This is a genomic window from Curtobacterium sp. AC273, from assembly GCF_979253735.1.
Genome location: NZ_CEEDDU010000011.1, coordinates 1 through 25,332 on the forward strand (window position 1 = coordinate 1; position 25,332 = coordinate 25,332).

34 protein-coding genes and 8 pseudogenes are annotated in these 25,332 nt (G+C 71.5%); 27 read left to right on the forward strand and 15 right to left on the reverse strand.

Features of this window, described 5'->3' with window-relative positions:
• Positions 1–170 precede the first annotated feature (170 nt).
• From ACZ8AI_RS18265 to ACZ8AI_RS18275, 3 genes are all read right to left on the reverse strand, one after another.
• Complete coding sequence (locus ACZ8AI_RS18265; protein ID WP_464859341.1) at positions 171–299, reverse strand: hypothetical protein; 129 nt, start codon at positions 297–299, stop codon at positions 171–173.
• 316 nt (positions 300–615) lie between these two features.
• Positions 616–771: a hypothetical protein gene (locus tag ACZ8AI_RS18270; RefSeq protein ID WP_464859342.1), complete on the reverse strand. Its 156-nt coding sequence runs from the start codon at positions 769–771 to the stop codon at positions 616–618.
• A gap of 233 nt (positions 772–1,004) precedes the next feature.
• Entirely contained in the window at positions 1,005–1,205 is a 201-nt protein-coding gene (locus tag ACZ8AI_RS18275; protein ID WP_464859343.1) for a hypothetical protein, read from the reverse strand.
• Between ACZ8AI_RS18275 and ACZ8AI_RS18280 the strand changes: the two genes are divergently transcribed.
• From ACZ8AI_RS18280 to ACZ8AI_RS18320, 9 genes and pseudogenes are all read left to right on the forward strand, one after another.
• The gene (locus ACZ8AI_RS18280) at positions 1,198–1,428 is read left to right on the forward strand and encodes a hypothetical protein (RefSeq protein ID WP_464859344.1); all 231 of its coding nucleotides are present in this window, start codon (positions 1,198–1,200) and stop codon (positions 1,426–1,428) included. The two genes, ACZ8AI_RS18275 and ACZ8AI_RS18280, sit on opposite strands and share 8 nt — an antisense overlap.
• A gap of 607 nt (positions 1,429–2,035) precedes the next feature.
• Entirely contained in the window at positions 2,036–2,161 is a 126-nt protein-coding gene (locus tag ACZ8AI_RS18285) for a hypothetical protein (protein ID WP_464859345.1), read from the forward strand.
• A gap of 389 nt (positions 2,162–2,550) precedes the next feature.
• Entirely contained in the window at positions 2,551–3,132 is a 582-nt protein-coding gene (locus tag ACZ8AI_RS18290) for an ABC transporter permease (RefSeq protein ID WP_464859346.1), read from the forward strand.
• Positions 3,054–3,917 (forward strand): ABC transporter permease, encoded by an 864-nt coding sequence (locus tag ACZ8AI_RS18295; RefSeq protein WP_464859347.1) that lies wholly within the window; start codon positions 3,054–3,056, stop codon positions 3,915–3,917. Before ACZ8AI_RS18290 ends, ACZ8AI_RS18295 begins: the two co-directional genes overlap by 79 nt.
• Entirely contained in the window at positions 3,917–4,855 is a 939-nt protein-coding gene (locus ACZ8AI_RS18300; protein WP_071294076.1) for an ABC transporter substrate-binding protein, read from the forward strand. The genes ACZ8AI_RS18295 and ACZ8AI_RS18300 overlap by 1 nt, the downstream gene beginning before the upstream one ends.
• 81 nt (positions 4,856–4,936) lie before the next feature.
• Positions 4,937–5,218 carry a YrhK family protein gene (locus ACZ8AI_RS18305; protein WP_464859348.1) on the forward strand — a complete coding sequence of 94 codons (282 nt, stop codon included), beginning with the start codon at positions 4,937–4,939 and terminating at the stop codon, positions 5,216–5,218.
• A 20-nt stretch (positions 5,219–5,238) separates the two neighbouring features.
• Complete coding sequence (locus tag ACZ8AI_RS18310) at positions 5,239–5,709, forward strand: CBS domain-containing protein (RefSeq protein WP_464859349.1); 471 nt, start codon at positions 5,239–5,241, stop codon at positions 5,707–5,709.
• Positions 5,710–5,711: 2 nt separating this feature from the next.
• A pseudogene (locus tag ACZ8AI_RS18315) lies at positions 5,712–6,683 on the forward strand (sodium:proton antiporter); the annotation flags it as partial.
• A gap of 61 nt (positions 6,684–6,744) precedes the next feature.
• A pseudogene (locus ACZ8AI_RS18320) lies at positions 6,745–6,936 on the forward strand (hypothetical protein); the annotation flags it as partial.
• Positions 6,937–7,034: 98 nt separating this feature from the next.
• Here the strand turns inward: ACZ8AI_RS18320 and ACZ8AI_RS18325 are convergent.
• A complete protein-coding gene (locus ACZ8AI_RS18325) occupies positions 7,035–7,556 on the reverse strand; it encodes a substrate-binding domain-containing protein (protein WP_464859350.1) in 522 nt (173 codons plus the stop codon).
• Positions 7,439–8,029: a LacI family DNA-binding transcriptional regulator gene (locus ACZ8AI_RS18330; protein ID WP_464859351.1), complete on the reverse strand. Its 591-nt coding sequence runs from the start codon at positions 8,027–8,029 to the stop codon at positions 7,439–7,441. Before ACZ8AI_RS18330 ends, ACZ8AI_RS18325 begins: the two co-directional genes overlap by 118 nt.
• 286 nt (positions 8,030–8,315) lie before the next feature.
• On the opposite strand from ACZ8AI_RS18330, the gene ACZ8AI_RS18335 reads away from it, so the two are divergent.
• The 6 genes and pseudogenes from ACZ8AI_RS18335 (at position 8,316) to ACZ8AI_RS18360 (ending at position 11,325) form a co-directional block, all read left to right on the forward strand.
• Positions 8,316–8,927 (forward strand): alpha-L-fucosidase, encoded by a 612-nt coding sequence (locus tag ACZ8AI_RS18335; RefSeq protein WP_464859352.1) that lies wholly within the window; start codon positions 8,316–8,318, stop codon positions 8,925–8,927.
• On the forward strand, positions 8,924–9,532 hold the full coding sequence (locus ACZ8AI_RS18340) for an alpha-L-fucosidase (protein ID WP_464859353.1): 609 nt from the start codon (positions 8,924–8,926) through the stop codon (positions 9,530–9,532). Before ACZ8AI_RS18335 ends, ACZ8AI_RS18340 begins: the two co-directional genes overlap by 4 nt.
• 131 nt (positions 9,533–9,663) lie before the next feature.
• Positions 9,664–9,819, forward strand: coding sequence for a hypothetical protein (locus ACZ8AI_RS18345; protein ID WP_464859354.1), 156 nt, complete (start codon positions 9,664–9,666; stop codon positions 9,817–9,819).
• Positions 9,820–9,960: 141 nt separating this feature from the next.
• Positions 9,961–10,047, forward strand: a pseudogene (locus ACZ8AI_RS18350) (aldo/keto reductase); the annotation flags it as partial.
• Between the two features lie 55 nt (positions 10,048–10,102).
• Complete coding sequence (locus tag ACZ8AI_RS18355; RefSeq protein ID WP_464859355.1) at positions 10,103–10,915, forward strand: aldo/keto reductase family protein; 813 nt, start codon at positions 10,103–10,105, stop codon at positions 10,913–10,915.
• Positions 10,912–11,325, forward strand: coding sequence for an RbsD/FucU domain-containing protein (locus tag ACZ8AI_RS18360; RefSeq protein ID WP_464859468.1), 414 nt, complete (start codon positions 10,912–10,914; stop codon positions 11,323–11,325). The genes ACZ8AI_RS18355 and ACZ8AI_RS18360 overlap by 4 nt, the downstream gene beginning before the upstream one ends.
• A gap of 207 nt (positions 11,326–11,532) precedes the next feature.
• On the opposite strand, the gene ACZ8AI_RS18365 is transcribed toward ACZ8AI_RS18360, so the two are convergent.
• Together ACZ8AI_RS18365 and ACZ8AI_RS18370 are read right to left on the reverse strand one after the other, a co-directional pair.
• Entirely contained in the window at positions 11,533–11,997 is a 465-nt protein-coding gene (locus tag ACZ8AI_RS18365; RefSeq protein WP_464859356.1) for a hypothetical protein, read from the reverse strand.
• A gap of 559 nt (positions 11,998–12,556) precedes the next feature.
• The gene (locus ACZ8AI_RS18370; protein ID WP_464859357.1) at positions 12,557–12,997 is read right to left on the reverse strand and encodes a hypothetical protein; all 441 of its coding nucleotides are present in this window, start codon (positions 12,995–12,997) and stop codon (positions 12,557–12,559) included.
• 4 nt (positions 12,998–13,001) lie between these two features.
• Here ACZ8AI_RS18370 and ACZ8AI_RS18375 point away from each other — a divergent pair, with 4 nt between their 5' ends.
• The 6 genes and pseudogenes from ACZ8AI_RS18375 to ACZ8AI_RS18400 all read left to right on the forward strand — a co-directional run bounded on the left by ACZ8AI_RS18375 (position 13,002) and on the right by ACZ8AI_RS18400 (position 15,607).
• A complete protein-coding gene (locus ACZ8AI_RS18375; protein ID WP_464859358.1) occupies positions 13,002–13,424 on the forward strand; it encodes a hypothetical protein in 423 nt (140 codons plus the stop codon).
• Positions 13,425–14,048: 624 nt separating this feature from the next.
• Positions 14,049–14,216 (forward strand): helix-turn-helix domain-containing protein, encoded by a 168-nt coding sequence (locus tag ACZ8AI_RS18380; protein ID WP_464859359.1) that lies wholly within the window; start codon positions 14,049–14,051, stop codon positions 14,214–14,216.
• Positions 14,213–14,803 (forward strand): MmyB family transcriptional regulator, encoded by a 591-nt coding sequence (locus tag ACZ8AI_RS18385; RefSeq protein WP_464859360.1) that lies wholly within the window; start codon positions 14,213–14,215, stop codon positions 14,801–14,803. Before ACZ8AI_RS18380 ends, ACZ8AI_RS18385 begins: the two co-directional genes overlap by 4 nt.
• An 85-nt stretch (positions 14,804–14,888) precedes the next feature.
• A complete protein-coding gene (locus ACZ8AI_RS18390; protein WP_464859361.1) occupies positions 14,889–15,086 on the forward strand; it encodes a helix-turn-helix domain-containing protein in 198 nt (65 codons plus the stop codon).
• 139 nt (positions 15,087–15,225) lie between these two features.
• Positions 15,226–15,288 (forward strand): annotated as a pseudogene (locus ACZ8AI_RS18395) (hypothetical protein); the annotation flags it as partial.
• A 25-nt stretch (positions 15,289–15,313) separates the two neighbouring features.
• Entirely contained in the window at positions 15,314–15,607 is a 294-nt protein-coding gene (locus ACZ8AI_RS18400; RefSeq protein WP_464859362.1) for a hypothetical protein, read from the forward strand.
• Positions 15,608–15,920: 313 nt separating this feature from the next.
• On the opposite strand, the gene ACZ8AI_RS18405 is transcribed toward ACZ8AI_RS18400, so the two are convergent.
• From ACZ8AI_RS18405 to ACZ8AI_RS18415, 3 genes are all read right to left on the reverse strand, one after another.
• Positions 15,921–16,223 (reverse strand): hypothetical protein, encoded by a 303-nt coding sequence (locus tag ACZ8AI_RS18405; protein ID WP_464859363.1) that lies wholly within the window; start codon positions 16,221–16,223, stop codon positions 15,921–15,923.
• Between the two features lie 361 nt (positions 16,224–16,584).
• On the reverse strand, positions 16,585–16,875 hold the full coding sequence (locus ACZ8AI_RS18410; protein WP_464859364.1) for a hypothetical protein: 291 nt from the start codon (positions 16,873–16,875) through the stop codon (positions 16,585–16,587).
• Positions 16,844–17,890 carry an aquaporin gene (locus ACZ8AI_RS18415; RefSeq protein ID WP_464859365.1) on the reverse strand — a complete coding sequence of 349 codons (1,047 nt, stop codon included), beginning with the start codon at positions 17,888–17,890 and terminating at the stop codon, positions 16,844–16,846. The genes ACZ8AI_RS18410 and ACZ8AI_RS18415 overlap by 32 nt, the downstream gene beginning before the upstream one ends.
• 237 nt (positions 17,891–18,127) lie before the next feature.
• Between ACZ8AI_RS18415 and ACZ8AI_RS18420 the strand changes: the two are divergent.
• The 6 genes and pseudogenes from ACZ8AI_RS18420 to ACZ8AI_RS18445 all read left to right on the forward strand — a co-directional run.
• Positions 18,128–18,520, forward strand: a pseudogene (locus tag ACZ8AI_RS18420) (thiamine pyrophosphate-binding protein); the annotation flags it as partial.
• 28 nt (positions 18,521–18,548) lie between these two features.
• The gene (alsS, locus tag ACZ8AI_RS18425) at positions 18,549–19,850 is read left to right on the forward strand and encodes an acetolactate synthase AlsS (RefSeq protein WP_464859366.1); all 1,302 of its coding nucleotides are present in this window, start codon (positions 18,549–18,551) and stop codon (positions 19,848–19,850) included.
• Positions 19,847–20,071, forward strand: a pseudogene (locus ACZ8AI_RS18430) (acetolactate decarboxylase); the annotation flags it as partial. The gene alsS and the pseudogene ACZ8AI_RS18430, both read left to right, overlap by 4 nt.
• A 7-nt stretch (positions 20,072–20,078) precedes the next feature.
• Positions 20,079–20,222, forward strand: a pseudogene (locus ACZ8AI_RS18435) (hypothetical protein); the annotation flags it as partial.
• A 25-nt stretch (positions 20,223–20,247) separates the two neighbouring features.
• Positions 20,248–20,598 (forward strand): annotated as a pseudogene (locus tag ACZ8AI_RS18440) (acetolactate decarboxylase); the annotation flags it as partial.
• On the forward strand, positions 20,595–21,071 hold the full coding sequence (locus tag ACZ8AI_RS18445) for a lipocalin-like domain-containing protein (RefSeq protein ID WP_464859367.1): 477 nt from the start codon (positions 20,595–20,597) through the stop codon (positions 21,069–21,071). The pseudogene ACZ8AI_RS18440 and the gene ACZ8AI_RS18445, both read left to right, overlap by 4 nt.
• A 10-nt stretch (positions 21,072–21,081) precedes the next feature.
• On the opposite strand, the gene ACZ8AI_RS18450 is transcribed toward ACZ8AI_RS18445, so the two are convergent.
• From ACZ8AI_RS18450 to ACZ8AI_RS18470, 5 genes are all read right to left on the reverse strand, one after another.
• Positions 21,082–21,570: a TetR-like C-terminal domain-containing protein gene (locus tag ACZ8AI_RS18450; protein WP_464859368.1), complete on the reverse strand. Its 489-nt coding sequence runs from the start codon at positions 21,568–21,570 to the stop codon at positions 21,082–21,084.
• A 2-nt stretch (positions 21,571–21,572) separates the two neighbouring features.
• Positions 21,573–22,499 carry an alpha/beta fold hydrolase gene (locus ACZ8AI_RS18455; protein ID WP_464859369.1) on the reverse strand — a complete coding sequence of 309 codons (927 nt, stop codon included), beginning with the start codon at positions 22,497–22,499 and terminating at the stop codon, positions 21,573–21,575.
• A gap of 65 nt (positions 22,500–22,564) precedes the next feature.
• Positions 22,565–23,101, reverse strand: a complete 537-nt coding sequence (locus ACZ8AI_RS18460; protein ID WP_464859370.1) for a pyridoxine/pyridoxamine 5'-phosphate oxidase — start codon at positions 23,099–23,101, stop codon at positions 22,565–22,567.
• A 27-nt stretch (positions 23,102–23,128) separates the two neighbouring features.
• Positions 23,129–23,929 (reverse strand): creatininase family protein, encoded by an 801-nt coding sequence (locus ACZ8AI_RS18465; protein ID WP_464859371.1) that lies wholly within the window; start codon positions 23,927–23,929, stop codon positions 23,129–23,131.
• The gene (locus ACZ8AI_RS18470) at positions 23,926–25,167 is read right to left on the reverse strand and encodes an FAD-binding oxidoreductase (RefSeq protein ID WP_464859372.1); all 1,242 of its coding nucleotides are present in this window, start codon (positions 25,165–25,167) and stop codon (positions 23,926–23,928) included. Before ACZ8AI_RS18470 ends, ACZ8AI_RS18465 begins: the two co-directional genes overlap by 4 nt.
• Positions 25,168–25,332: the final 165 nt, after the last annotated feature.

Genomic DNA, 25,332 nt, shown 5'->3' on the forward strand with positions numbered 1-25,332 from the left:
CCGGCGTTGATGAACTGATCGCCTCCCCTGCGGGAGGACGACCATGGGGATTCCTGCCGACGCGGCGGCGAGGACCGTTCCTGGTCTCCACCCGCGGGTCACGACGACGTCGACACTTCCGGGAGGAGGTCCGCGAGGGCGGAACGCCCGAAGGAGACGCTCGGCGCGTCTCAACTGGGCGCGGAGAGTTGGACCCCGAGGGTGACGACTACGTCGAGATCGAGGGGCGCCAGGCTCGAGATGATGGCGCCGGTGACGAGCCTGGAGCCGCGGAACACCGTTCCGAGCGTGACGAGCACGGTCGGCCGGTCCTGCTCCGTGGGCGAGGCCGAGGCCCCCTGACCGAGGCCGCCGTCGCGGCGCCGGCTCGGCGCGGTACGCCAGCGTCACGGGTCCGGGCTGCCAGCCCTGGGCCTGGAACGAGGCCGGTGCGGGGTCGACGAGGGCGTCGGTGGCCGTGGTAGACCGCGCTCGGCGTACCGCGAGGCTGCGAGGTCGATCATCGGTGCACTGAACTCCGCCGGGGAGTTCCGGGCCGAAGCCGACCATGGCGAAGGGCACGCCCAGGGCCGCCGCGACGATGGGCCCGGACCTGGTCGGCCGCTTCTACGACGATCAGGTCCGGCTGCCGTCACGTGCCGCGGCGACGCTCTCCTCGTAGGCGAGATCGACGTGCGCGCCGGCGAAGAAGTCGGCCACGGTCTGCGGCTGGGGACTGTTGATGGGGTCGGCCCCGGGGTGGTTGACGGCGATCTGGGCGGCGATCGCCATCGGGTCCGGGCCCGCGCCGAGGAATGGCCGACCCCGGGGAGTCTCCGCGTGGATCGGGCCCTCCATCGCGGAGCTGGTGAGGGACCACGGCCGTTGTGCTCCTGGCGTGCTGCTGCCCGGGCGAACGGGACGAGTGGAAGGAGGTGTCCGAAGGCAGGTACCCGTAGAAGCATGATGCGCATGGTGGTTCCTCTCAAATTGATAAGAAGAGACCCTATCACGAATAGCCAACATCAGTACGACGAAACTGCGAAGATCGATAGGATCAGCCATGCCCTCCCGCAGCTACCGATCACCCGTCCGCCAAGACGCCGCACTGCGAACTCGCGGTGCGCCTGCTGGATGCCGCGGAACAGTCCTTCGCCGAGCACGGGCACGCGCGCACGGTCCGGATTGCCGGTGCTCGCGAAGTCCGCGGGGGTGGCGGTGAACACCGTCTACACGAGCGTCGGCGGGAAGCCCGAGCTGGTCCGGGCGATCGTCGATCGCTGTGTCGACCACCCGGTCGTGCAGTCCGCCCTGGCCGACCTCGACGACTCCCTGCCGACCGCGGATCGACTCCTCGTCGACCTGGTCGCGGGGGTGCGGTCGTCGTACGAGGTCACACTGCGGCCTGCGCTGGTCGTCATCGACGCTGCGGGGATGATCCCGGGCTGATCACTGCCCTCGACGCGATGACGGCGCCCTTCCACGCTCGTCTCCGTCATGTGGCGGCTCGGTGGATCGACCCGCTCCGGGTCGTCCGCGGCGGTGGATGCGGTGTTCGAGCGGCTCTGGTTCTTCCTCGGGTACGGCAGCGGGGCACGCTGGCCGCCTTCGCCTGGTCGTGGGAGGAGCGCGAGCGATGGGTTGCCCAGCAGTTGGGGGTCGCGCTCGCGGAACTCCGGCCGGCTCGCTCGCAATGAGGCGCCGATTCGCTTGCGCTGTCGTTCATTGGAGGTACTATCCAATGAATAGCTCGACATTCACTCCATCGGAGTGATGGAGCACACCCGAGGAGCAGTCATGCCCACCAACGAACTCGAGACCGCTTTGACGGTCTTCCGTGTCCTCGAGACCGGGGACCGAGACCTGGCCCACGCCACCGCGGCGCCGAGCTTCACGAACCGCGAAGCGACGGTCGCACCGCTCGCGTGCTCGATCGAGGGCCCTCGCGGACTGCTCGCTTCGAGCGCCTGGATGCGGATCTCGCCTTCGACGGACCTGCGGTTCCCCGTACCTCGACGCCGCGTTCGAGGACGGTGTGGCGTGGGTGCGTCTCCGGATGCAGGGCGTCCACCGCCGACCCTTCGTCCAGTACCGGGACGGTGTCGCCGAGCGAGGTCCTGCCGGCGACCGGTCGGGCATCGACTTCGAACAGATCCACATGCTGCACGTGTCGGGTCAGTGACGCTGCCACGAGGCCGTCAGGGACGACGTGACGATGCTCGGGCAGCTCGGCGCGTTCCCCCGGCTCCGGCGATGGTGTTGCGACTCATCGGCGCGAGACTGAGCGGCAGCGCAGGGCGCGCCGGCCGGGAGGTCGCTGCGGCGGCGGAGGCAGCAGCCGCCTGATCGCCGAAGCCGTCCGGTCAGGACCGCCCTGCACGGTTATCCTGATGGCGAGGCAGCGGTCCTTCAGGACGCACGAACCCCACCCGCGGGCTGTCCGACGAGGATTGGGATGCCGACCTGAACTGGATCTTCGCGAACTTCGGGCTCATCTGAGCCTCACCGTCACCCACACGGCGCTCGCCGCGGTGCCCGTCGTCCTCGGGTTCGTCATCGCGGTCCTGCTGGGTGGCGAACCGCTGGCAGGCGGTCCGGTCGGTCATCGTCGGCGGCGGCAGTCTGCTGTACACGATCCCGTCGTTGCCGCTCTTCGTGATCCTGCCGTACCTGCTCGGCACCCGGATCACGGATCCCGTGAACATCGTCGTCGGGCTCTCCGTCTACGCGGTCGCGATCATGGTGCGGCTGGCGACGGACGCGTTCGCCGCCGTCCCGGCGGACGTCGTCGACTCGGCCACCTCGGTGGGCTTCTCCGCGTGGACGCGGTTCTGGTCGGTCGAGTTCCCGCTGGCCGGTCCCGTCCTGCTCGCAGGCATGCGGGTCGTCTCGGCGAGCACCGTCGCCCTGGTCTCGGTGGGGGCCCTGGTCGGCTCCGCGAACATCGGGTTCCTGTTCACGGACGGCCGACAGCGGCAGTTCCTCGAGGAGATCCTCGTCGGGGTGGTGGCGAGCCTCGTCATCGCACTGGTCTTCGACACCGTCCTGGTGGTCATCGGACGCCTGCTGATGCCGTGGTCGCGTCGGACCTCGCGGCGGGTGCGCCGGTCGCGACGACGAGCGGCGTTGACGACGATCGAGCGGGGAGCCTGACCGTGCAGTACTTCCTCAGCGCCGTCGCGTGGCTCTTCGACCCGGCGAACTACCGCCCCGGACTTCCAGACGCCGCTCCCGATCCAGGACCGGATCGGCGAGCACCTGCTCTACACGTTCATCTCGGTCGCCCTGGCCGCCCTCATCGCGCTCCCACTGGGCCTGTACATCGGTCACACCGGGCGCGGGCGGAGTTTCGTCATCGCCTTCACCGGCTCGATGCGCGCGCGCTGCCGACCCTGGGTCTGCTCGGCACCCTCTTCGTCATCATCGGGATGACCGTGCCGTTCACGCAGACCGCCTTCATCGCGTCCATCATCGCGTTCGTCGTCCTGGCGATCCCCTCGATCCTCGCCGGGGCGTACGCGGGGGTGGAGTCCGTGGACCCGCAGACGGTGGACGCCGCTCGCTCGGTCGGGATGACGGAGCTGCAGATCCTCTTCAAGGTCGAGGTCCTGCTCTCGCTGTCGCTCATCATCGGTGGGATCCGAGCGTCCGTCCTGCAGGTCATCGCGACGGTCGTGATCGCGTCGTACATCTCGCTCGGCGGGCTCGGCGCGATCATCTCGACCGGCATCAGCCTGAACGACAACGACCTCATCCTCGGCGGGGCGCTGCTCGTGACGGTGCTCGCCCTGGTGATCGACGGGCTCTTCGCGCTCGCACAGCGACTCACCCGACGCGGCGGAGCCCGACCGGCCCGCCGCACACGCACAAACGTCCGCGCGCTGCCACTCCGGCGCCGCGCGGTGACGGTCATGCCCGTCGACGAAAGGGACCACTGATGTTCACAGCAGGCACCACAACCCGCATCCTCGCGGGCGCGATGGCGATCGGGGCGATCGTGGCGCTCTCCGGGTGTTCCACCTCTGACCCCACCGGAGCGACCTCGGACAAGGGCGACGGATCGGGCAGCACGCCGATCGTCGTCGGTTCGTTCAACTTCCCGGAGAGCGAGATCCTCGGCAACATGTACGCGCTGGCGCTCAAGGACGCCGGGTTCGAGGTGACGACCAAGTTCAACCTCGGCCCTCGACAGACCACGATCCCCGCGCTCAAGGACGGCTCGATCAACCTCATGCCGGAGTACAACGGCAACCTGCTGTTCTTCTACGACACCAAGGCCAGCGCGAAGACGACCGAGGACGTCGACGCCGCGTTGAAGACCGAGATCCCGAAGGACTTCCAGGTCCTGGAGCCGTCGCCGGCCGAGGACAAGGACGCCTACGTGGTCACCCAGGCGGAGGCGAAGAAGAACGGCCTCGAGTCGATCTCCGACCTGTCGAAGATCGAGCCGTTCACACTCGGCGCCAACCCGCAGTTCGGCACCCTTCCCTACGGCATCCCCGGTCTCAAGTCGACCTACGGCGTCGACAAGGTCACGTTCAAGTCGATCGAGGACTACGGCGGACCGGACACGGTCAAGGCGCTCGTCGACGACACGGTGCAGGTGGCCGACATCTACACGACGTCGCCCGACCTCGTGACGAAGAAGCTGCAGGTGCTGAAGGACCCGAAGAACCTGATCGCGGCGCAGAACATCCTGCCGTTCCTGAACAAGGACATCTACAGCGCCAAGCTCGCCTCGGTGCTGAACAAGATCTCCGCGAAGCTGACGACCGACGACCTCATCGCGCTGCGCAACCGGGTCGAGGGCAGTGAGAAGGCCCAGGCCACGACGGCTGCGAAGGACTGGCTGACCAAGGAGGGGCTGCTGAAGTAGCCCCCGCGACACGTGCCGGCGGGCGCGGCGGCGGGTTCCTCGCCGCCGCGCCGGTCAGGTGCCCGGTGGTTGGATGGATCCGTGGGTCACGGTCAGGACATCGAGTTGCGCGTCGGCCGCGAAGAACTCCGCATCAGGGGTGTCTACGAGACGATCAGCATCGTCAACGACGTGATGGTGGCGCTGTGGTTCGTGATCGGGAGCGTCCTCTTCTTCTCCGACGACACGACCACGGCCGGCACGTGGCTCTTCCTGATCGGCAGCGTGCAGTTGCTCATCCGTCCGGTGATCAGACTCTCGCGCCGCATCCACCTCGGGAGGATCGGCGCCGGCCGTCCGGCTGACTCGTCGCGCGACTTCTGAGCCCGTCCGAAAGGAGTTCCGTGCACGCCTCCGACATCGCCGTGTCGCTGACCGTCGTCGACCGGTCCACCCCGGCCCTCGACGCGATCCGCCTGATCGCCGAACAGGACCTCATCGGACTCGTCGTCGCCGAGGCGGACGGTCATCCGTCCTCGGTCGTGTCGAGCGTCGACCTCACCCGGTTCATGGTGCCGGGGTACCTCCTCGACGACCTGTCCCTGACGAACACCGTCGGGGACACCGGGGTGGACGACCTCGCGCAGACGCTCGACGGACGGACCATCGGGGACCTGGTCGACGACGAGACGGTCGCCGCGCGAGCGGTCCTGGTGGTGCCGCCGGGAGCCGGGCTGGTCGAGATCGCCGCCCGGATGGTGGACGCGAGGACGCAGGTGGCTCTCGTCGACGACCCCGCGCGGGACACGCCGGTGTTCGTGACGCTCCCGGGTCTCCTCGACGCCGTGGTCGAACACTGGGACGCTCACCGGTGACGGTGCAGATCGTCCTGGCGGTCGCGGTCTTCGTCGCCGCGTACGTGTTCATCGCCACCGAGAAGCTCCCGCGCGTGCTCGTCGCACTCGGGGGCGCTGCGGCGATGGTCCTCATCGGTGCGACCGACGACGCGGCGATCTTCTTCTCGGAGGACACCGGGATCGACTGGAACGTCGTCTTCCTGCTCCTCGGGATGATGATCATCGTGGGGATCCTGCGCCAGACCGGGCTCTTCGAGTACCTCGCGATCGGGGCATCGAAGCTCGCCAAGGGCAGACCGTTCCGCATCATGGTCATGCTCATCGTCATCACGGCGGTGCTGTCGGCGTTCCTCGACAACGTGACCACGATCCTCCTGGTCGCACCCGTCTCGTTGCTCGTCGCCCAGCGCCTCGGCAAGTCGCCGGTGCCGTTCCTGCTCGCCGAGGTGTTCGCGTCGAACATCGGCGGCACCGCGACCCTGATCGGCGACCCGCCGAACCTGATCATCGGCAGCCGGGGGGACATCGGGTTCAACGAGTTCCTCACCGAACTCGCACCGATCATCGTGGTCCTCATCGCAGTGCTCGTCGGGCTCTGCCGAGTGCTGTTCCGGTCGACGTTCTCCTACGACGCCGAACGGGCCGAACGGGTGATGGCCCTCGACGAACGCGAGGCGATCCGCGACCCCGGCCTGCTCATCCGGTCGCTGGTCGTCGTCGGTCTCGTCCTCGTGGGGTTCGTCACGTCGACGTTCACGGGTCTGGAACCGGCGCTCGTCGCCCTGCTCGGGGCCGGACTCCTGGTGCTCCTCGCCCGGCTGGAACGCAAGCGGGTCTTCGGGGACGTCGAGTGGGAGACGCTGCTCTTCTTCGCCGGGCTGTTCATCATGGTCGGGTCACTGGTGAACCTCGGCGTCATCGAGGCGATCGGAGAGGCCGCCAAGGGGGCGGTGGGAGACGACTACTTCGGGGCGTCCATCGTGCTGCTGTTCGGGTCTGCGCTGTTCCTCGGGCATCGTCGACAACATCCCCTTCGTCGCGACCCTCGCGCCCTTGACGAACGACATCGTGCAGTCCGGCGGCGCGGATGCACGTCCGCTCTGGTGGGCGTTGGCACTCGGTGCGGATCTCGGCGGCAACCTCACGGCTGTCGGCGCGAGCGCGAACGTCGTCATGATCGGCATCGCGAAGCGCAACGGCCACCACATCTCGTTCTGGGAGTTCACGAAGTACGGGATCGTGGTCACGGCAGTCACCGTCGGTCTCTGCTTCCCGTACCTCTGGCTCGGTACTTCTCCTGATCGGAGTGGGCTGCCGCCCGGACTCCCGCGCCCGGGAGCGCGTCACTCCTCGAGCCGTCGGACCGACGCGCCGGGGATGAGTCGTGCGTCGAGGTACTCGACCTCCGGTGCGGGCCGATCTCCCGCCAGCTCGATGTGGTCGGCGATCCGACGTGCGGCCTGCCTCGCGATCTCGCGGGTCGGCTGCACGATGACGGTCAGTTTCGGGACGAGCGCCTGGGCGAGTTCCCGGCTGTCGAACCCGACCACCGAGATGTCCTGCCCGATGCGAAGACCCGAGTCGTTCACGGCGGTCACCGCGCCGAGGGTGAGTTCGTAGTTCGTCGCGAAGAGCCCGGTCGGCCGCGGCCACGCTGCGAGGAGCTCCTGGGTGGCGCGATGGCCGGCTTCGACCGTCAGTGGTCCGAGGCGCTCCAGTGCCGGATCGACCTCGACCCCCTGGGACGTCAGCGCCCGCTCGAACCCCTCGGTGCGCAGACGCATCGAGGCGATCTCCGGGTCGCCACCGACCAGTCCGATCCGGCGGTGGCCGTGGTCGAGGAGGTGCCGAGCCCTTGAGTGCACCCGCCGCTGCGTTGTCGAGGAAGACACCGTCGGCTCGGACGTCCTCGATGGGCCAGTCCACCATCACCACGGGCACGCGTTCCGCCAGCGCGCAGCGCGGGCACGTCGTGCGGTGGGGTGACCGCGACGATCCCGTCCACCATCCGGTCCATCAGCAGGTCGACCGCGTCGTCGCCCGGGTCAGGGCTGGCCGCCACGATGACGCTGATACCGCGCGGGCGCAGGGCTTCTTCCACGCCCGCGATGATCGTCAGGTGGAAGTCGTTGTCGAGCGCGGGGAGCAGGACGCCGACGGTCCGCGACCGCCGCGATCGCAGCATCCGGGCGTGCTGGTTGGGTCGGAAGTCGAGCGCGTTCGCCGCGGCTTCGATGGCCACTCGGTTCGCGTCGAGGACGTTCCGCCCGTTGTAGTACTTGGAGATCGTGGCGAGCGAGAGCCCGGTGGCCCGCTGGATGTCCTTGTACGTCGCCACAGCCCCGTCTTCTCGCTCGTACGGCCGCGGAGGTCTGCGAGTCGTGCCTGTCAGCCTAACGCAGGGGGATGCGAAACGATTAGCGCCGGTTGATCTCCCATTGACTCCTGGGGTCGGCCTCGTAGCCTTCCTGCACGGCGTAACGTTTCGCTCCAGAACTCGTTCGCTCAGCGACAACTGGTGGCCGCGGTCGGCGCGGGCGCCTTCGGTGGCCGTTGCGGCCCGACGGACGGAGACCCGTGCACCTCGAACCGCTCGACCCCTCGGCGCCCCGGCACCGGTCGAGGTGTCGGACAACCGTTCGGCGCTCGCGATGGTCGACGCCGTCATCGCAGCCGGACCGTACGACGCCACCTGGGACTCGCTCTCCCGGTACCGGGTGCCCCGGTGGTACCGGGACGCCAAGTTCGGCATCTTCCTGCACTGGGGGGCGTTCTCCGTGCCGGCGTTCGGCAACGAGTGGTACCCGCGCACGATGTACCGGCGCGCGGGTACCCGGCGTTCGAGCACCACCTCGCGAGCCTGCTACCGGCACGACCGCTTCGGCTACAAGGACTTCCTCCCGCACTTCCGGATGGAGCGCTTCGATCCGGACGAGTGGGTCGCGCTCTTCAGGCGTGCCGGTGCGCAGTTCGTGGTGCCGGTCGCGGAGCACCACGACGGCTACGCGATGTACGACACCGCACGGTCGCGCTGGAAGGTGTCCGAAGTTGGCCCCGAGCGTGACGTGATGGGAGACCCTCCTGGCGGCGGTCGACCGGTCCTGGTTGGTGTCCGGCGCGTCGACACACCGGGCCGAGCACTGGTTCTTCATGAACGGGGGGAGCGGAGTTCGACTCCGACGTCCGGGACCCTGCGTACGCGGACCTGTACGGCCCGGCACTCCGCAAGGAGATGAACCCTACCGAACGGTTCCTGGAGGACTGGCTCCTGCGCACGGTCGAGATCATCGACGCCTACCGGCCCCAGGTGCTCTACTTCGACACCGGCATCGAGGAACCGTCGTTCGAGCCGTACATCCGACGACTCGCGGCCTACTACTACAACCGGGCGGCGGAGTGGGGGCGCGAGGTCGTAATCAACGCCAAGTGGGACGCATTCCGACCCGGTTCCGCGGTGCTGGACATCGAGCGCGGCACCATGGGCGGTATCCGACCCGACGTCTGGCAGAACGACACATCGGTCTCGCGGACGTCGTGGAGCTGGGTGGACGGGCACGACTACAAGGACGCTTCCGAACTCATCCAGGAGCTCGTCGACGTGGTCGCGAAGAACGGGAACCTGTTCCTGAACATCGGTCCACGCCCCGACGGGACCATCCCCGAGGAAGAGGTCGCCTTGCTGGAGGCCGTCGGCGACTGGTTGCCGTGCATGGCGAGGCGGTCTACGGCTCCAGTCCCTGGGTCGTGTTCGGTGAGGGGCCCACGGCTCCGACTGCCGGGTCGTTCACGGACGCTGCCGCGGTCGCCTACACCGAGGCGGACATCCGCTTCACCCGGATGACCGAAGTCGGTCGACTCACGTGTACGCCATCGGGCTCGTCCGTCCGGAGGACGGCCGCATGCGGATCCGCAGCTTCGGCACGGGCAGCCGGCTCGTCGACCGTCCGATCGTCGACGTGGGGGTCCTGGTCGGTGGCGCCGCCGGAGTGGACCCGCACCGCGGACCACCTCGAGGTCGTGCTGCCCGACTTCGAGCTGGCAGGACCCGGTGGGCAGGTCGTGCGGATCGAGTTGGCGCCGGAGGTCGCGGCCGAGCGCATCGACTTCTTCCACGGCCTGAACATCTAGCCCGACGTCCCGAACCCGACTGAACTGGAGAACCCAGATGATCACCACCGACAGCGTGCCGACCCGGCGACTCTCGAGCGGAGCGGTGATGCCGGCCATCGGGTGGGGACCTTCGGCTCCGACCACTACAGCGCGGCAGACGTGGCGGCCGCGGTCGGCGGCGCGATCCGGGCCGGGTACCGCCTGATCGACTGTGCATCCGTGTACGGCAACGAGGCGGAGGTCGGCGCCGCCCTCCGATCGGCGATCGACGGTGGGGTGCCCCGCGACGACCTCTTCGTCGATGTCGAAGGTCTGGAACGACGCCCACGAACCGGATGCCGCGGTCGCGTCGGTGCGCCGGTCGCTCCGCGATCTCCGTCTCGACGTGCTCGACGCGGTGTTCGTGCACTGGCCGTTCCCGAACCACCACGCACCGTTCGCCGACGCCGCCGACCGCGATCCGGATGCTCGCCCGTACGTCCACGAGGAGTACATGGCACTCTGGCGTGCCCTCGAGGGCCTCGTCGACGAGGGAGTCGTGCGGCACCTCGGGACGTCGAACGTCACCATCCCCAAGCTCACCAGGATCCTCGCCGACGCCCGGATCCCTCCGGCGCTGAACGAGATGGAACTGCACCCGTGCTTCCAGCAGCCCGAGCTCTTCCGGTTCTGTCTCGACCACGACGTCCAGCCGGTGGGCTACTCACCCCTCGGCTCACCGTCGCGACCCGAACGCGACCGCATCGACTCGGACGTGTCCGACATGGAGCACCCCGTCGTGGTGTCGATCGCCCGCGCCCACGGGGTCCACCCCGCGTTGGTCTGCCTGAAGTGGGCTGTCCAGCGCGGACAGGTCCCGATCCCGTTCTCCGTGAAGGAACCGCAGTTCGTCGCCAACCTGCGCGCCGTGACGGAGGACCCGCTCACGCCCGCCGAACTCGAGGCGCTGCGGTCGGCCGAACGGAACAACCGCCTGATCAAGGGGCAGGTGTTCCTGTGGGCGGGTGCCGCCAGCTGGCTCGAGCTGTGGGACGTCGACGGCACGATCCCCAGTCGGGAGGGCTACGCCGCGGATCGCGCGTCCGGACGGGCCACGGCGGAGGCGACGGCATGATCACCGGTCCGCTGGTCCATCCTCCGCTCCTCGAGGCGCTCGCCTCGTCGGGCCACGGTTTCGAGGTGCTCATCGCCGACGGCAACCCCGTACCTGACCGCCGTCGGCCCCGGCGTCCGCCTCATCCACCTGAACCTGCGTCCCGGCCTGCTCGACGTCACATCCGTGCTCGACGCCGTGCTCACCGTCGTGAACATCGAGTCGGCGACCGTCATGCAGACCCCGGAGGGGGTCTCCGCGCCGGTGCAGGACGACTACGCGCGCGGAGGCTGGGCGAGGACGTCCCCGTGGGCAAGGTCGATCGCTTCGCGTTCTACGACCAGGTGCGCGGCCCGGACGTGGGCGTCGTCATCGCCACGGGGGACGAACGGCTGTACGGCAACCTGCTGCTCACCGTCGGACTGCGCTGACCGACGCGACGACCGCGCGGCCCCACTCCTCGGGACGGGTGCGGAGGCGGACTGGAGGCGCGTGGCGGCCCCGCACCCGCGCCTCCAGTCCGCCCCGGACCAGGATCGCGGTGACCCGCCTGGCGGCGGTGAGGAGTGCCTCCTGGGTCGGGGTCTCGCCCGGTCGACGTCCTCTGGTCAGTGATCACCGCGGTCGAGGCGCTCCTGTCAACGCCGCGCGCCACTCGCGGAGAACCCGGTCTCGTTCTCGGCGTCGAGCAGCTGCAGCGCTCGGGCGAAGTCCTCGCGGGCGGAGGACGGGCGGTCCAGTGCCACGAGCGTGTCGCCGCGGTCGCGCAGCCCGAGGGTGTGGCCGAGGTTCCACCCGGTGGCGGACGCCAGCTCGATCGCCTCGTCGGCGGCGTGGAGGATCGGCAGGTCGCCGAGTGTCCGTCGCAGCCGCGCGACGTTGAGCAGCGCCGAGGCGAGCGCGAACCAGGCGACCGAGCCGCCGTCCCGCCGGTGCACTGCACGTGCACGCTCGAGGACACGGTGCCCGGTCTCGAGCGCCGCGTCGTCGTCGCCGACCCGCTCGAGGACGATCGTCACGAGGTTCTCGGCCTGCGCCCGCCCCTGCTCGTCGCCACTCTCCGTGAACGCGGCGACGGCACCGTGGACGATCTCGAGGGGCACCGGGTGCTCCGCCGTCCAGCTGTGACGCCGCCCAGGCCTCGTAGACGAGTGCCCATCCCTCCTGTGTCCGGTCCCCGGCCGCGATCGCTGCGGACCGGGCACGCCTGGCGACGGCGATGGCTGCTCGCTCGTCGCCGCGTTCGCGGGAGCTCGGTACCGCGACGTACCCGAGGTGCACGGCTTCGAGTCGGCGGTCGCCGAGTCGTTGCGCGGACGCTGTGGAGGTCGCGAACAGGTCGCGCCAGTGGCCCCACTGCGACCAGAGGTCGGAGTACCAGTGCAGCGCATCCGCGACGTCGAGCACGATCGTGTCCTCGCCCGCCGCTGCCGCCCCGCGGAACGCGGCCACCAGAGCGGCCACTCACGCTCGATCCAGGCACGTGCGGTGGCGGCGTCCGGGAATCCGCTGCGTCCGTGCCCTGCCGGAGTGGGTCGCGGTCCGGCTCGAACCAGGCGCCGGCACGCTCGAGGAGCGCGAGCAGTCGGCGTCGGAGTCGAGCCGGTGCGCCGCCTCGAGTCCGGACCCGCGGCGCGGGGTGCTGCAGGGCGTAGAGGGTGATCAGGTCGTGCAGCCGGAACCGGTCGCCGCGGAGCGGTTCGAGCAGCCCGAGGTCAGCCAGCGTGTCGAGGCCGTCCTGCGCCGTGTCGACGTCGACGTCCGCCGCCGCGGCCGCGACCCCGGAGTCGAAGTCGTGCCCGTCGGTGACCGCCACCGCTGGAACAGTGCGGCGGTCGCGGCGTCGAGGCCCCGGTACGACAGCTCGAACGCCGCCTCGACCGCGAGGTCACCGGCGACGAGGTCGTGGAGTCGACGCTCCTCGGACCGCAGACCGGCGCTGACGTCCTCCACCGTGCGGTCCGCGTCGGCGGCGACCCGGTTGGCGGCGATGCGGAGGGCGAGCGGGACGTGGTCGCAGAGCCGGGCGAGCTCGACGAGTCGGCGCCGTCGCGCTGGGCGGCCGGGATGATGTCGTGAGCAGCTGCACGCTCTCGTCGACACCGAGGTGCCCGACGGACAGGTGTCCGGCCCCGCTGAGTCCGCTGAGCACCCGACGCGAGGTCACGACGACGTGGCCACGGACATCCGGGGTGACCACGGGCCGGACCTGCGCCTCGGACCCGGCGTTGTCGAGGACCACGAGTGGTTGCCGTTCGGCGGCGACCTCCCGCCAGAGCGCGGCGAGGGCATCGGCGGACTCCGGCATCGTCCCGTCGACCGTCGTGGTCTGTCGCAGCAGGGACCGCAGGACCTCGACGGACGTCAGGGGGTCCTGTCCGAGCCCGTCGAGATGGACGAAGACGACTGCGCGTTCGGTCCGCCGTGCGGCCTCGAGGGCGACGGACGTCTTGCCCGATCCCCGGGGAACCGGACACGAGGACTGTCTGTGGGTCCTGGCCGGTGTCGAGGAGCGCCGCGAGCCGCGTGAGCTCGACGTCGCGGCCGGTGAAGTCGGAGACCGGCAGGGGCGTGACCGTCGCGGGCCCGCCCGGCCGCGGTCTGCTTGCGGGCGCTGTCCCGGACGGCGGCGAGCAACCGGTCGCGTCCCGCCGCGTCGAGGCTGAGTGCCGCCGCCAGGGCGAGGACTGTGTGCCGTCGGGGCACCGTGCCGATCCCCGTTCGATGTCACTGATCGCGCGGGGGCTCACGGCGGATCGATCTGCGAGGACTGGATCGTCAGTCCCTGGTCGAGTCGCGTCCGCCGGACCAGATCGGGCAGGGGGGAGGGTGCCGGGTGTCGGGTGCACGGTCGAAGCCTCCCAGGTGCTCTGTGCGGCCGCCAGCCCCGGTACGACCCGCGTGCTCGGTTTGGCCGCCAGCCCCGGTGCGACCCGCGTGCTCGCGAGGGGGCTTCCGGACACCGCGCCGCCGATTCCGCATGGTCTCCGCATGGCGACACGCCGGAGCCACGCGGTGCAATCAGGGGACCCGGGCCGGACCGGGGAACGACGACGGAGGGGCGCGATGCGGAGCGGAGCGGCGTTCGGCGAGTACCTCTGGAGCCCGACGCGCCCTCGTCCAGCCCGAGCAGGTCGGACTCGACCGCGACCCGATGCGCAAGGTCCCCGGCCTCCGGCGCGCCGAGGTCGCAACGGTCGCCGGCATCAGCGCCGAGTACTACCTCCGGTTGGAGCAGGGGCGCGGCCACGTCCCCTCGGACGCCGTGCTCGTGCACTCGCGCGCGCACTCGTCCTCGACGGCGCGTCGACGGCGTTCATGATCGACCTGGCCCACGGCGAGGTCCGACGGAAGGGCGCCGGCGTCGTGGACGAGTCCGTGCGAGCGCTGCTGGCCGAGTGGCGCCACCTTCCGGTGCTCGTGCGGGATCGGAACCACGACGTGCTCGAGGTGAACCAGCTCGCGGCGGCGCTCGGCGGGGTGCCGAGCGCCGGTCGGGGCAACCTGGTCGTGGACGTCTTCACGGAACGTGCCCGGGAGGCCTGGCACGGCGACTGGGCGGCGACCGCCGAGCGCAGCGTCGCGGCCCTCCGGCTCTCCAGCGACCCGGACGATCCACGGCTGCGGGAGATCGTCGGAACGCTGTCGACCCGCGACGACGACTTCCGGCGCCTCTGGGCGCGGTACGACACGGTGCCGTGGCCGAGCGGGCGCTCCCGCCACGTCGTCGAACCGATCGGCGCCGTCGAACTCGCGTGCCAGGAGTTCGACGTCCCCGGCTCCGGCGTCACCCTGCGCGTCTTCTGGGCGGACCCGGGCTCAGCGGACTCGGCGGCGCTCGCCTACCTGGCCAGCACGGTCGGTGGGCGCGCCGACGTCCGCCGGACCGACGGCGTCCCGTCGGCCTGACCTCGGGGACGAGCGGCGGCCAGCGGGACCGACGGAGCGCCGGTGTCGTTTTGCCGGGCCACGGTCGACGTGCCACCCTCGGTCCATGGCCCCCAGCCCGGAACGGACGTCGGTCGGCGACCTCGTGCGGCGTGCCCGCCTGGCCGCGGGGCTCACGCTCGAGGACCTGGCCGAGCGGGCCGACGTCAGCGCCCGCGCCCTCAGCGACGTCGAGCGCGGGGTGAGCCTGACCCGCGCCGCCGCACGTCGGGGCGGTCGTCGAGGCACTCGCGCTCCCCGATGAAGCCCGCGACGAGCTACTGGCAGCGGCGCGTCCCGTCGAGGACCCGGTCGTACCGGACACCCGCTTCCTGACCACGCCGCCGCCGTCCCTGGGCGACTTCACCGGACGTGACGACGAACTCCGGGCGATCGAGGACCACCTGGCGGCGGTCGGTCCCGGCGCTTCCGTGCTCGTGCACGGCGCACCCGGCATGGGGAAGACGTCGACCGCCCTCGAGGTCGTCCGGCGTGCGGACCGGCAGGCGGTCTTCGTGGACCTCGACGGCCTCGCCGCGCGACCACTCTCCCGCGCCGCAGGTCCTGCAGGCGCTGGTCGCGCAGGTCGGCGGTGCCGCGGCCCCGCGGACGCTCGCCGCGGCGGCCGCCGCGTGGCAGCGTCTCGCCACGGCACACCGACCCGTGGTGCTCCTCGACGATGCGGCGTCGGACGACCAGGTGTCCGCCGTGCTCGTCCCCGAGGGCGCCACCGTGCTGGTGACCTCGCGACGTGCGCTCCCGCTCCACCCGGGATGCGCCGGGTGACCCTCGACCCGCTCGCCGGGCAGGACGGCGTCCGGCTGCTCGAACGCATCGTCCCCGTGGGACAGCGTTCGCGTGGGGAACGTGGACGAGCTCGCGCGACTCTGTGCGCGGAACCCGCTGGCGCTGCGCGTCGCGGGGAACCGGCTGCTCGCCCGGCCCGCCTGGGACGTCGAGGACGCGGTCGTCCGACTCCGGGACGGGGACCGGCGCCGGGGTCTGGTGGCGGGGGACCTGGCGGTCGCGGCGGCGTTCGCGCTCTCGTACGACGGACTCGGCGCGGCGACCGCACGGGTGTTCCGCGCCGTCTCGGTGATCACGAGCGGCGACTTCGACGCCCGAGCTGCGGCTGCCGCTGCGGACGTCCCGGTGCTCGACGCGCAGGACGCCCTCGACGAACTGGTGGACCTCGGTCTCGTCGAGCGTCGTCCAGGACGACCGTCACCGGCTGCACGACCTCATCCGGATCTTCGCCCTGGAACGGCTCCGGCAGGGAGCTGCGGACGCCGAGGCGCTGGCGACGGATCGGCTCCGGTCGTGGTTGCTCATGATGCTCGAGCGTGCCGGGGCGTGGTTCGAGCCCGACCGAGACGGCGGCGAGGCCGGGGGACGACGGCATCGGGCTGCCGGACGCGGAGGCGCGCGCGCGCGTGGATCGAACGCGAGTGGCGCCACTGGTGGTGGGCCTTCAGGCGACCGCGGCTGCCGGAGACGACGCCACGGTGGTCGGCGTCGCCGACTCCCTGCACTGGTTCTCGGACCGCTGGTCGGACTGGGGACGCTGGCGCGACCTGTTCGCGCTGTCGGTCGCCGCCGCTCGGGCGCTCGGCGACGCCCGTCTCGAGGGCGTGCACCTCGGGTACCTCGCGTGGGCCGAGCTGGTCGAGCGAGCCGACGAAGCGGCGGCCGTCCGTGCGGCGCGCGTCGGGACGGGCGGCACGTGCAGCCGGCGACCGATCCGTGCAGGGATGGGCGCTCTTCTACGAGGCGTGGGCCCGCTCGAACGGCGGCGACCACGAGGCGGCCGGGTTCCACTGGCCGAGGCGGCGTCGGTCTTCACCGAGATCGACGACGTGGACGGCCGACGACAGGCGACGCTGCTGCTCGCCGTCGTCGTCGGTCGGCTCGGCGACACCGCCGTCGCCGCAGCGGCGTTCGACGCGATCGAGCGCGACGCGCGGGAGCGATCCGCCGCGGATCCCGACGACCAACTCGCCCGGGTGGACGTCGTGAACGCGCTCAGCCTCCGGACCGATTTCCTGCTCGAGCACGCACAGTGGGCGGCGGCCGTCGTCGAGGCGCGGACCGGACGCACCGCGAAGCAGCGCGACTCGACTGGCGCGTCGGGGAGGCCGTCGCGCTCCGGCGCCGCGGTGACGCGCTCGCCGCCTTGGACGACGCGGTCGGCGCACGCGCTGCGTTCCAGGGCGCGATCGACGCGCTCCGGGGGACCCGGGCGACGTCCGGCCCGAGGTCCTCGACGGTCTCGCCGAGCGCCTCGCCGCAGTGGGCGGGGCGATCGCCGTCCCACCTGACGCGGTCTCGTCCGACGCGGTCGAGCGCCCGTGCGAGGCTCCGACCACCAGGGCGCCCAGCGCGGGGGCCACGAGCGACAGCCACAGCTGCGCGACGGCGGTCAGGCCGCCGAAGACCGCGGTCGATCAGACGCGCCGGGTTGAACGACCCGTTGGACACCGGGATCGCGAGCAACGCGACCGCGGTCAGGGTCAGACCGATCACCAGCGGCGTGACCACGGTGGCGCGGCGGGTCGCGGTGAGCACGACCGCGACGAACGCCCCGGTCGTGATCGCCTCGACGGAGAACGCCGACCAGATCCCGAAGCCGCCCGGCGACAGCGGCCCCCACCCCGTCGACGCGAAGCCGGACGCCGACAGCGCGGCGAACCGTCCGCTCGTGACGGCGACGAGGGCGATCGCACCACCGCCGGCGACGGCACCGACGGCCTGCGCGACGACGTACGGCGGGACGTCCCGCCAGCGGAAGCGTCCGGCGGTCGCCATGCCGACGGTCACCGCGGGGTTGAAGTGCCCACCCGACACCGGGCCGAACACGCTCGCGCCCACGAACACGCTGATGCCGAGCGCCAGGGCCACCCCGACGAACCCCGAACCGAGGTGGACGTCGCGGAACCCGGTGTCGAACAGCGCGGTACCGGCGACCGCCAGCACGAGGAACGCGGTCCCCGCGGCCTCGGCGAGCAGCCGGCGCCCGAGGTCCGTCCGTCGGCGCTCGTCGGTGTCCCTGGTGCTCGTCGGCTCCGCCATGTGTCCGCTCCTCCGTCCGCGGCCGGAACGGCCGCCTGGTCCGAGCGTCCCGATGACGGCCGGTCCCGGGCTTGCGTCGATTGACCCGACCGGCCGTTCCCCCCGTCGGATCGAGTCGCGCTGACGCTCTCCCCGCGCCGGTCGGTCTGCTGCGATGGGCGTCCGGAGCAGCAGGGCACCCGCGTCCGGGCAGCACCGATCCTCGACACGAACCCACCGACGAGAGGCACCCGCACCATGACCGACCAGGCAACCCAGACCGCGGCGACCACTGCGGTGCAGCACCACATCGACCCCCACCGGAGCGCCGACCAGGTCATCGCCGCGCTGACCGAAGCCGGCGTGCAGTACGTCTTCGGGATCCCGGGCGCGAAGGTCGACGCGGTCTTCGACGCGTTCAACGACGGCGGACCGGAGCTCATCGTCTGCCGCCACGAGCAGAACGCGGCGTTCATGGCCGCGGCCGTCGGCCGGCTCACCGGCACCCCCGGCGTGGTGCTCGTCACCTCGGGGCCGGGCACGACCAACCTCGCAACGGGGCTCCTCACCGCCACCACCGAGCAGGACCCGGTCGTCGCGCTCGCCGGCGCGGTCCAGCTGTCCGACCGCCTCAAGCGCACGCACCAGTCGATGGACGCCGCCGCGTTCCTCGACGACGGTGACGAAGTCGACCACGGAGTCCACCGATCCGGACGACGTCCGAGAAGCCGTCGCCAACGCGTTCCGTGCGGCGTCCACCGAGCCCAAGGGCGCCGCCGCCGTGGTCCTGTCGGCCAGCGTGCTGGCTGCGGCGGCGACGCCGCTGCCGTCGGGACGACCCGCGAACCCCACGCCGACGCTCGGACCCGCGCCGGCGGACGAGATCGCCCGCGCCGCCGAGCTGATCCGGAACGCGGAACGGCCGGTGCTCCTCGTCGGGCTCCGCGGCTCCGACCCGGAGAGCGTCCGCGCCCTGCGGGCCGTGATCGCCGACACCGAGCTGCCCGTCGTCGAGACCTTCCAGGCCGCCGGGCTCGTCTCCCGCGAGCTCGAGGACCACTACCTCGGCCGCGTCGGGCTCTTCAAGAACCAGCCGGCCGACCTCGCCCTCAACGAGTCGGACCTGATCATCGCGGTCGGGTACGACGCCGTCGAGTACGACCCGGTGATCTGGAACTCGGAGGTGGACCGCCCCGTCATCCACATCGACACCGTCCCGGCCGCCTACGACCGCCACTACCGTCCGGCGCTCGAGCTGCGCGGCGGCATCGCGGCGACGATCGACGCGCTCCTGCCCGCGGTGTCCGGGCTGACGCTGTCGGACGACGCGAGGAACCGTGCGGCCGAGCACCGCCACCAGCTCGCGGCGATCGACGACCACGCGCGGACGGCGGAGGCCGCACCCGGCCTGGTCGACCCGGCGCGACTGGTCCTGACCCTGCGGGACGTGCTGGACGACGACGCCACCGTCGCGTGCGACATGGGCTCGAACTACATCTTCATGGCGCGCCACTTCCGCGTCTACGAACCGCGGCACCTGCTCTTCTCCAACGGCCAGCAGACGCTCGGCGTCGCACTGCCCTGGGCGATGGCGGCCGCGCTCCTCCGGCCGGGCACGCACATCGTCTCGGTGGCCGGCGACGGCGGGTTCCTCTTCTCCGCGCAGGAGCTCGAGACGGCGAACCGCCTCGGCCTCTCGCTCACCCAGATCATCATGCAGGACAACGCCTACAACATGGTCGCGTTCCAGGAGGAGCTGAAGTACGGCCGGACTTCCGGGATCGAGCTCGGCGACTACGACACCGTCGCCCTCGCCGAGGCCTTCGGTGGGACCGGACGCCGGGTGTCGACGCTCGCCGACTTCGAGACCGCGTTGCGCGCATCGCTCGACGAGCCGGGGATCTCCATCATCGACGTCGCGGTCGACTACAGCCGCAACGCCGACATCGCCGCGCACCTGGATGCGGACTCCATCGAATGACCACGCCATCGCAGCCCACCCACCGGGTGGACGACTCGGACGACTACACCGTGTACCAGACCTCGACGATCTCGGCCCTCCTCGCGGGGGTCTACGACGGGGACGTGACGGTGGCGCAGCTCCTCGAGCACGGTGACTTCGGACTGGGCACCTTCAACCACCTCGACGGCGAGATGGTCGTCGTGGACGGCGTCTGCTACCACCTGCGCGACGACGGCAGCGTGACCGATCGCCGCGGGGACGGACCGCACGCCGTTCGCGGCCGTCACCCGTTTCCACGCCACGACCAGCATCACGATCAGCGAGCCCTGCACCCTCGCCGCGCTGACCGGACGCGTCGACGCGGCGGTGCGCAGCGCGAACGTGCCCCTCGCCGTGCGGATCGACCGGGACCTTCTCCACCATCCGGACCCGGACGGTGGGGGAGCAGCACGAGCCCTACCCGCCGCTCGTCGAAGCGGCCGCCGGGGAAGCGGTCAACACCCTGCACGACGCCACCGGGACGGTCGCCGGCTTCCGGACGCCCCAGTTCGAGCAGGCGATCGCCGTCGCGGGCTACCACCTGCACTTCGTCGACGACGCTCGTCGGCACGGTGGTCACGTGCTCGACCTGGAGGTGCGGTCGGCGCAGGTCCGCATCTCGCCGGTGACCGAGATGCGCCTCGCCGTTCCGGACGACGCCGCGTTCCTCGGCGCGGACATCGACGTCGACCAGATCGGCCAGCAGGAACGGCAGGCAGAGGGATGACGCAGTCGACGGACGACACCACCACCGGCATCACGGTCGCGGACCTGATCGGCTCGTGGACCCTCGTCAGCGCGACGCAGACCTTCGACGACGGCGAGCAGGTGCCGGAGTTCGGGCCGAACGCCGACGGGTACATCATCTACACCGACGACGGCTCCGTCTCCGCGACCCTCGGCGACGCGTCCCGCCCACGAAGCGGCGCCACCGACCCGCAACGGGCGACCGACCCGCAGCTCGCCGCCATGGCGCAGCGGTTCATCGCCTACGCGGGGCCGTTCACGCTCGACGAGCGCACCGGCACGGTGACCCACCACATCGTGACGTCGCTCTTCACCGACTGGCAGGCCGGCGAGCAGCGACGACGGGTCCGGATCGAGAACGGGCTCCTCCACGAGGCGGGGACACCCCGGGAGGCACCGGACGGACGCCGCTTCACCGTCGAGCTGCGCTGGCGCCGCGTCGCGGCCGGATGAGGCCCGCGCCTCACCGTCGCGCGGCGGAGCGGAACCCCCGGTCGAGGAAGTCGACCATCCAGGTGAAGCTCGTGTCGACGTCGGTCCCCATCTGGAACCCGTCGGACGCCTCGAGGGTGGCGAAGCCGTGCAGGACGCTGCGGAGCATCCGGAGCGCGTGCACCTCGTCCGCCGGGTCGAGCGAGTAGGCCCGCAGCACGGCCGCGAACGACGCCATGGTCCGGTCGAGCGCCACGGTCAGCGGGTCGTCCTCGTCGGCCGGCCGGACCCCGGTCGTGGCGTCGTACCGGCCGGGGTGCTGCTGGACGTACCGGCGGACGGTCTGCGCCGCGGCCTCGAGGGCGTCTCGTCCCGCGCGACCCTGCATGGCGTCGCGCAGCTCGTCCCCGAGCTCGGTGGCGGCGAGGACCGCGACGCGTCGGACGAGGTCGGGCAGCCCGTCGACGTGCTTGTAGAGGGACAGGGCCTTCACGCCCAGTCGCTCGGCGACGAGGCTCATGGTCAGCTGCGCGAGCCGATCTCGTCGGCCAGCGCGGCGGCGGCCTCGGTGACGACCGCCGGGTCGAGTCCGGCCCTAGGCACGCTGGTCCCCGGCGACCGTGGGCAGCGTGCGCCCGAGGAAGGGGAGCAGCAGGGCGAGGACCTCGGTCGGCGCCTCGGTGTGCGGGTAGTGGCCGACGCCGTCGAGCACGGCGAGTTCGCCGAGTCCGTCGGGCAGGTCGGCGAGGATGCGCTCGCCCTCGGCACGCGGGTCCGCCCAGTCGGGGTCGGCGCTGCCCTCGACGACGAGGACCGGGCAGCGCACGTCACCGAGGCGTGCGCCGGCGTCGGCGGGGAGGTCTTCGTCATTGCGCGGAGTGCCGCCATCCGCTCGGGCTGCTGGAGTGTGCGCTCGATGCGCCCGCGTTCCTCGGCCCAGTCCGCCGGCTTCGTCGGGATCGCGAGGTCCAGGTAGGCGAGCCAGCCCGGCAGGCTGCCGGTCGTCATGAGCTTGAGGAGCTGCAGCGTCCCCGCGCGGTGGGTGCGGTTGCGGAGCAGGCCGACGAGGTCGAGGGACTGCTTCCGGGTGAACGGTGCGAGTTCGACGATGCCGACGACGTCGTCGGGAGCGGTCGCGGCGGCGATCGTGGCGGCCCCGCCGCTGATGGACTGTCCGACGACGACCGCCGGGCCGCCCAGGTGCCGGACGAGCGCGACGAGGTCGCCGGCGATGTCGGCGCGTTCGTAGCCCGCCCACCCGGTGCTCGAGTCACCCGCTCCGCGGATGTCGACGTTCGTGACGCGGTAGCCCGCGGCGACGAGCTCGGGGACGATGAACCGGTACGCGTGCCGGCTGTCGCCCATCCCGTGGGCGAGGACGACGAGCGGCCCCGTCCCGGTCAGGTCGTACGCGATCGTCCCTGCACCGGTGTCGAAGTGTTCGAGCATGGCTGCCTCCTTGGCTAATGCCTGTAGCCAAAAGCTACACCGCATAGCCAGAAGGTGTCAAGCAGTCAGCCAGGCCAGTGCTCCAGCCGCCAGCCGCCGTCCGCCTCGGGGTCGCGGGAGAACGCCTGGCGGTTGCTCGGCCCCTCGGCGTCGCCCTGCCAGAAGAGCATCCGCACGGGGGTGACCGCGTACCCGGCCCAGGTCTCCGGCGGCTCCAGCTCGGCGCCGCGATCCCGTTCGAACGCCGCCCACCGCTCCCGCCGTCGCACGTCCGGCTCGGCGGCGAGCTCGTGGTCGTTCAGCCACGCGAGCACCTGCAGGTACCGGCTCCGCGCCGCGTACGCCTCGCGGGCCTCGTCCGCGGCGACCTCGACCACGTCGCCGGTCACGACGAGCTGCCGCGCCCGCTCCGGCTGGTGCAGCGTGACGGTCGCACGCGGCACGGCCGTGAGCTCGGCGGCCTTCCGGCTGCGGGTGTCGGTGTGGAAGTGGAACCGCTGCCCGTCGAACCGCGACAGCAGCACGGTCCGCGCGGACGGGTAGCCGTCGAGGCCGATCGTCGACAGTGTCATCGTCGGTGGCGCAGCCTCGGCCCCGTCCAACCAAGCGCCGGCCAGGACAGAGCGGGTTCACCGCGCCGCGACCGGGTCGAACCGCGCGATCTCGTGCAGCGACGCCACCGCCTCGTCGAGGGAGTGCTCCCAGAGCGCCGCCCCGTACGAGGCGGTCGCCCGGCTCGCGTCACCGACGACCCCGGCGTCCCCGAAGTCGTTCGACAACCACCCGAACGACACGGGTCCACCGTTGAACGCGATCTTCGAGAAGGCGGCCAGGTGCTCGGGCACCCAGCGCTCGGCCAGCGTCATGTCGACGAGGTCGGGGCGCAGGTGCAGGATCATCGAGGTCTCCGCGGCTCCGCCGTGGATGCCGAGGCCGAGTTCGTCCGAGTCCTCGCCGTCCGGCGCGGGGATCCGCGCGAGGGTCGGCATGAGGAACGTCTTCAGCCCGTACCGCTTGCGGATCTCGCGGAGCGCGACCTGCAGCAGGGCGACGTTGCCGCCGTGCCCGTTCGCGAACACGAGCGTGCCGGCGCCGGTGAGCGCCACGGCCCGACCGACCTGCACGACGGTGTCGAACATCGTCTCGGTGTCGAGCCACACCGTGCCGGGTGCCCAGCTGTGCTCGTCGGACTTCGTGAACGCGAGCGTGGGGAGCTGCCAGACGTCGAGCCCCTCGGCGGCGGCGCGCTCGACCGCCGCGCCGCCGATGTGGTCGGCGAGCAGGAAGTCGGTCAGGAGCGGCAGGTGCGGCCCGTGGTGCTCGACGGCCCCGGTCGGCTGCACGACGATGGTGTCCGGCCCGAAGCCCGCGGCGACGGCGGGTCCGGACAGCTCCGCGAGCTTGCGGGTGCCGGTGCCCGGCGCGTTCACTTGCCGAACCCCGGCACGGCCGGCTGCGCCGATGCGGTCGACCCGCCCGACTCCACGAGCGACGGGTCGATCACGTGTCCCGGGTTGAGCAGGCCGTCCGGGTCGGTGCGCCGCTTCAGCACGATGAGCTCCTCGACGCCGTGGTCGACGTAGTACTGGTGCGGGCTGTGCACCCGGACGCCCAGGTCGCGGAGCGCCGGGTAGCCGGCGTAGACGTCCTCGGCCCCGGTGTAGGGCGCCGTGAGCATCCCGATCGGGCCGACGTGCGCCGCCTCGATGTGCAGCATCCCGCCCGGGTACACGGCCTCGACCTCGGCGATCCGGTCGATCAACGCCTCGCCGCCGACCTCGACGTGGAAGTACTCGGTGTCCGGGGTGTTCCGCTTCAGCCACCAGATCGGGTGGTTGTACGACAGCATCGACACCTTCGTGGTCTGCTGCAGGCCCTCGCGGACGTCCTCGACGGTGCCGCCCGCCAGGTCGATCAGGTCGCGGGCCTCGTCGAGCGTGACGGCGTCGACGATGCCCCGGAGGCTCGCCCGCCCCGCCACGATCGCGTCGTCCTTCGGCAGGGTCGCGGCGATCTCGGCGCGGTCCGCGCTGACGAGCCGCGGGACCGGGTCCAGCCCGCGCAGGGTCCGGACGGCGGTCAGGGCCTGCTCGAACGTCGGGAACGTCGCGTAGACGGCGCGCCAGTCCTGCAGCGGCTCCAGCCGGACCGTGGCGCGGGCGATCACGCCGGCGGTGCCGTAGGTGTGCACGAACGTCTGGGCTTCCTCGCCCTCGACGTGGAGCAGCTCGGCGGCGCCGGGCAGGGCGATGTCGAGCGCGGTCACGAAGCCCTGCCAGTTCGACCCGTGCGCGATCGACCCGGTGCCGCCGGACCCGCCGGACAGGAACCCGCCGATCGTGGACTGCGCGGTGGACGGGTACATCCAGAGCTGCTGTCCTGCGGCCGCAGCGGCCTGTTCGAGCGCGACCATCGAGGCGCCGGCCTCGGCCGTCACCCAGCCGTCGCCGACCTCGACGACGGCGCGTGCCCGGGACGTGTCGAGCACGAGGCCGCCGTGCAGCGGGATGCCCTGGCCGTAGTTGCCGGTGCCCTTCCCGCGGGTGGTGACGGGCACGCCGTGGCGGACGGCGGCCTGCAGGGTCGCCTGGATCTCGTCCGCGCTCGCCGGCGAGGCGACGAGGTCGGCCAGACCGAGCGGCAGCTGCTCGGTGAGGATGGGGCTCATGGTCGCCTCGTCGACGGAGGCACGTTCACGGGTGCGCTGGTCGGTGCTGACGCCGCGCTCGCCGAGCAGGTCGACGAGCTCGGCGCGGAGCGCCTCGATCGTGGTGGGGGGAGGCGGTGGTGACGGTGGTCATGCTGGCTCCTGTGGGGTGGACTGGTGCGGGAC

Bases quoted from the DNA above. Each gene is read 5' to 3' on its own strand.
- ACZ8AI_RS18270 (WP_464859342.1), bottom strand. From the start codon at position 771: ATGGCGATCGCCGCCCAGATCGCCGTCAACCACCCCGGGGCCGACCCC.
- ACZ8AI_RS18285 (WP_464859345.1), top strand. From the start codon at position 2,036: ATGCAGGGCGTCCACCGCCGACCCTTCGTCCAGTACCGGGACGGTGTC.
- ACZ8AI_RS18300 (WP_071294076.1), top strand. From the start codon at position 3,917: ATGTTCACAGCAGGCACCACAACCCGCATCCTCGCGGGCGCGATGGCG.
- ACZ8AI_RS18340 (WP_464859353.1), top strand. From the start codon at position 8,924: ATGAACCCTACCGAACGGTTCCTGGAGGACTGGCTCCTGCGCACGGTC.
- ACZ8AI_RS18355 (WP_464859355.1), top strand. From the start codon at position 10,103: ATGTCGAAGGTCTGGAACGACGCCCACGAACCGGATGCCGCGGTCGCG.
- ACZ8AI_RS18360 (WP_464859468.1), top strand. From the start codon at position 10,912: ATGATCACCGGTCCGCTGGTCCATCCTCCGCTCCTCGAGGCGCTCGCC.
- ACZ8AI_RS18380 (WP_464859359.1), top strand. From the start codon at position 14,049: ATGCGCAAGGTCCCCGGCCTCCGGCGCGCCGAGGTCGCAACGGTCGCC.
- ACZ8AI_RS18385 (WP_464859360.1), top strand. From the start codon at position 14,213: ATGATCGACCTGGCCCACGGCGAGGTCCGACGGAAGGGCGCCGGCGTC.
- ACZ8AI_RS18390 (WP_464859361.1), top strand. From the start codon at position 14,889: ATGGCCCCCAGCCCGGAACGGACGTCGGTCGGCGACCTCGTGCGGCGT.
- ACZ8AI_RS18405 (WP_464859363.1), bottom strand. From the start codon at position 16,223: ATGCCGTCGTCCCCCGGCCTCGCCGCCGTCTCGGTCGGGCTCGAACCA.
- ACZ8AI_RS18415 (WP_464859365.1), bottom strand. From the start codon at position 17,890: ATGGCGGAGCCGACGAGCACCAGGGACACCGACGAGCGCCGACGGACG.
- ACZ8AI_RS18445 (WP_464859367.1), top strand. From the start codon at position 20,595: ATGACGCAGTCGACGGACGACACCACCACCGGCATCACGGTCGCGGAC.
- ACZ8AI_RS18450 (WP_464859368.1), bottom strand. From the start codon at position 21,570: ATGAGCCTCGTCGCCGAGCGACTGGGCGTGAAGGCCCTGTCCCTCTAC.
- ACZ8AI_RS18455 (WP_464859369.1), bottom strand. From the start codon at position 22,499: ATGCTCGAACACTTCGACACCGGTGCAGGGACGATCGCGTACGACCTG.
- ACZ8AI_RS18470 (WP_464859372.1), bottom strand. From the start codon at position 25,167: ATGAGCCCCATCCTCACCGAGCAGCTGCCGCTCGGTCTGGCCGACCTC.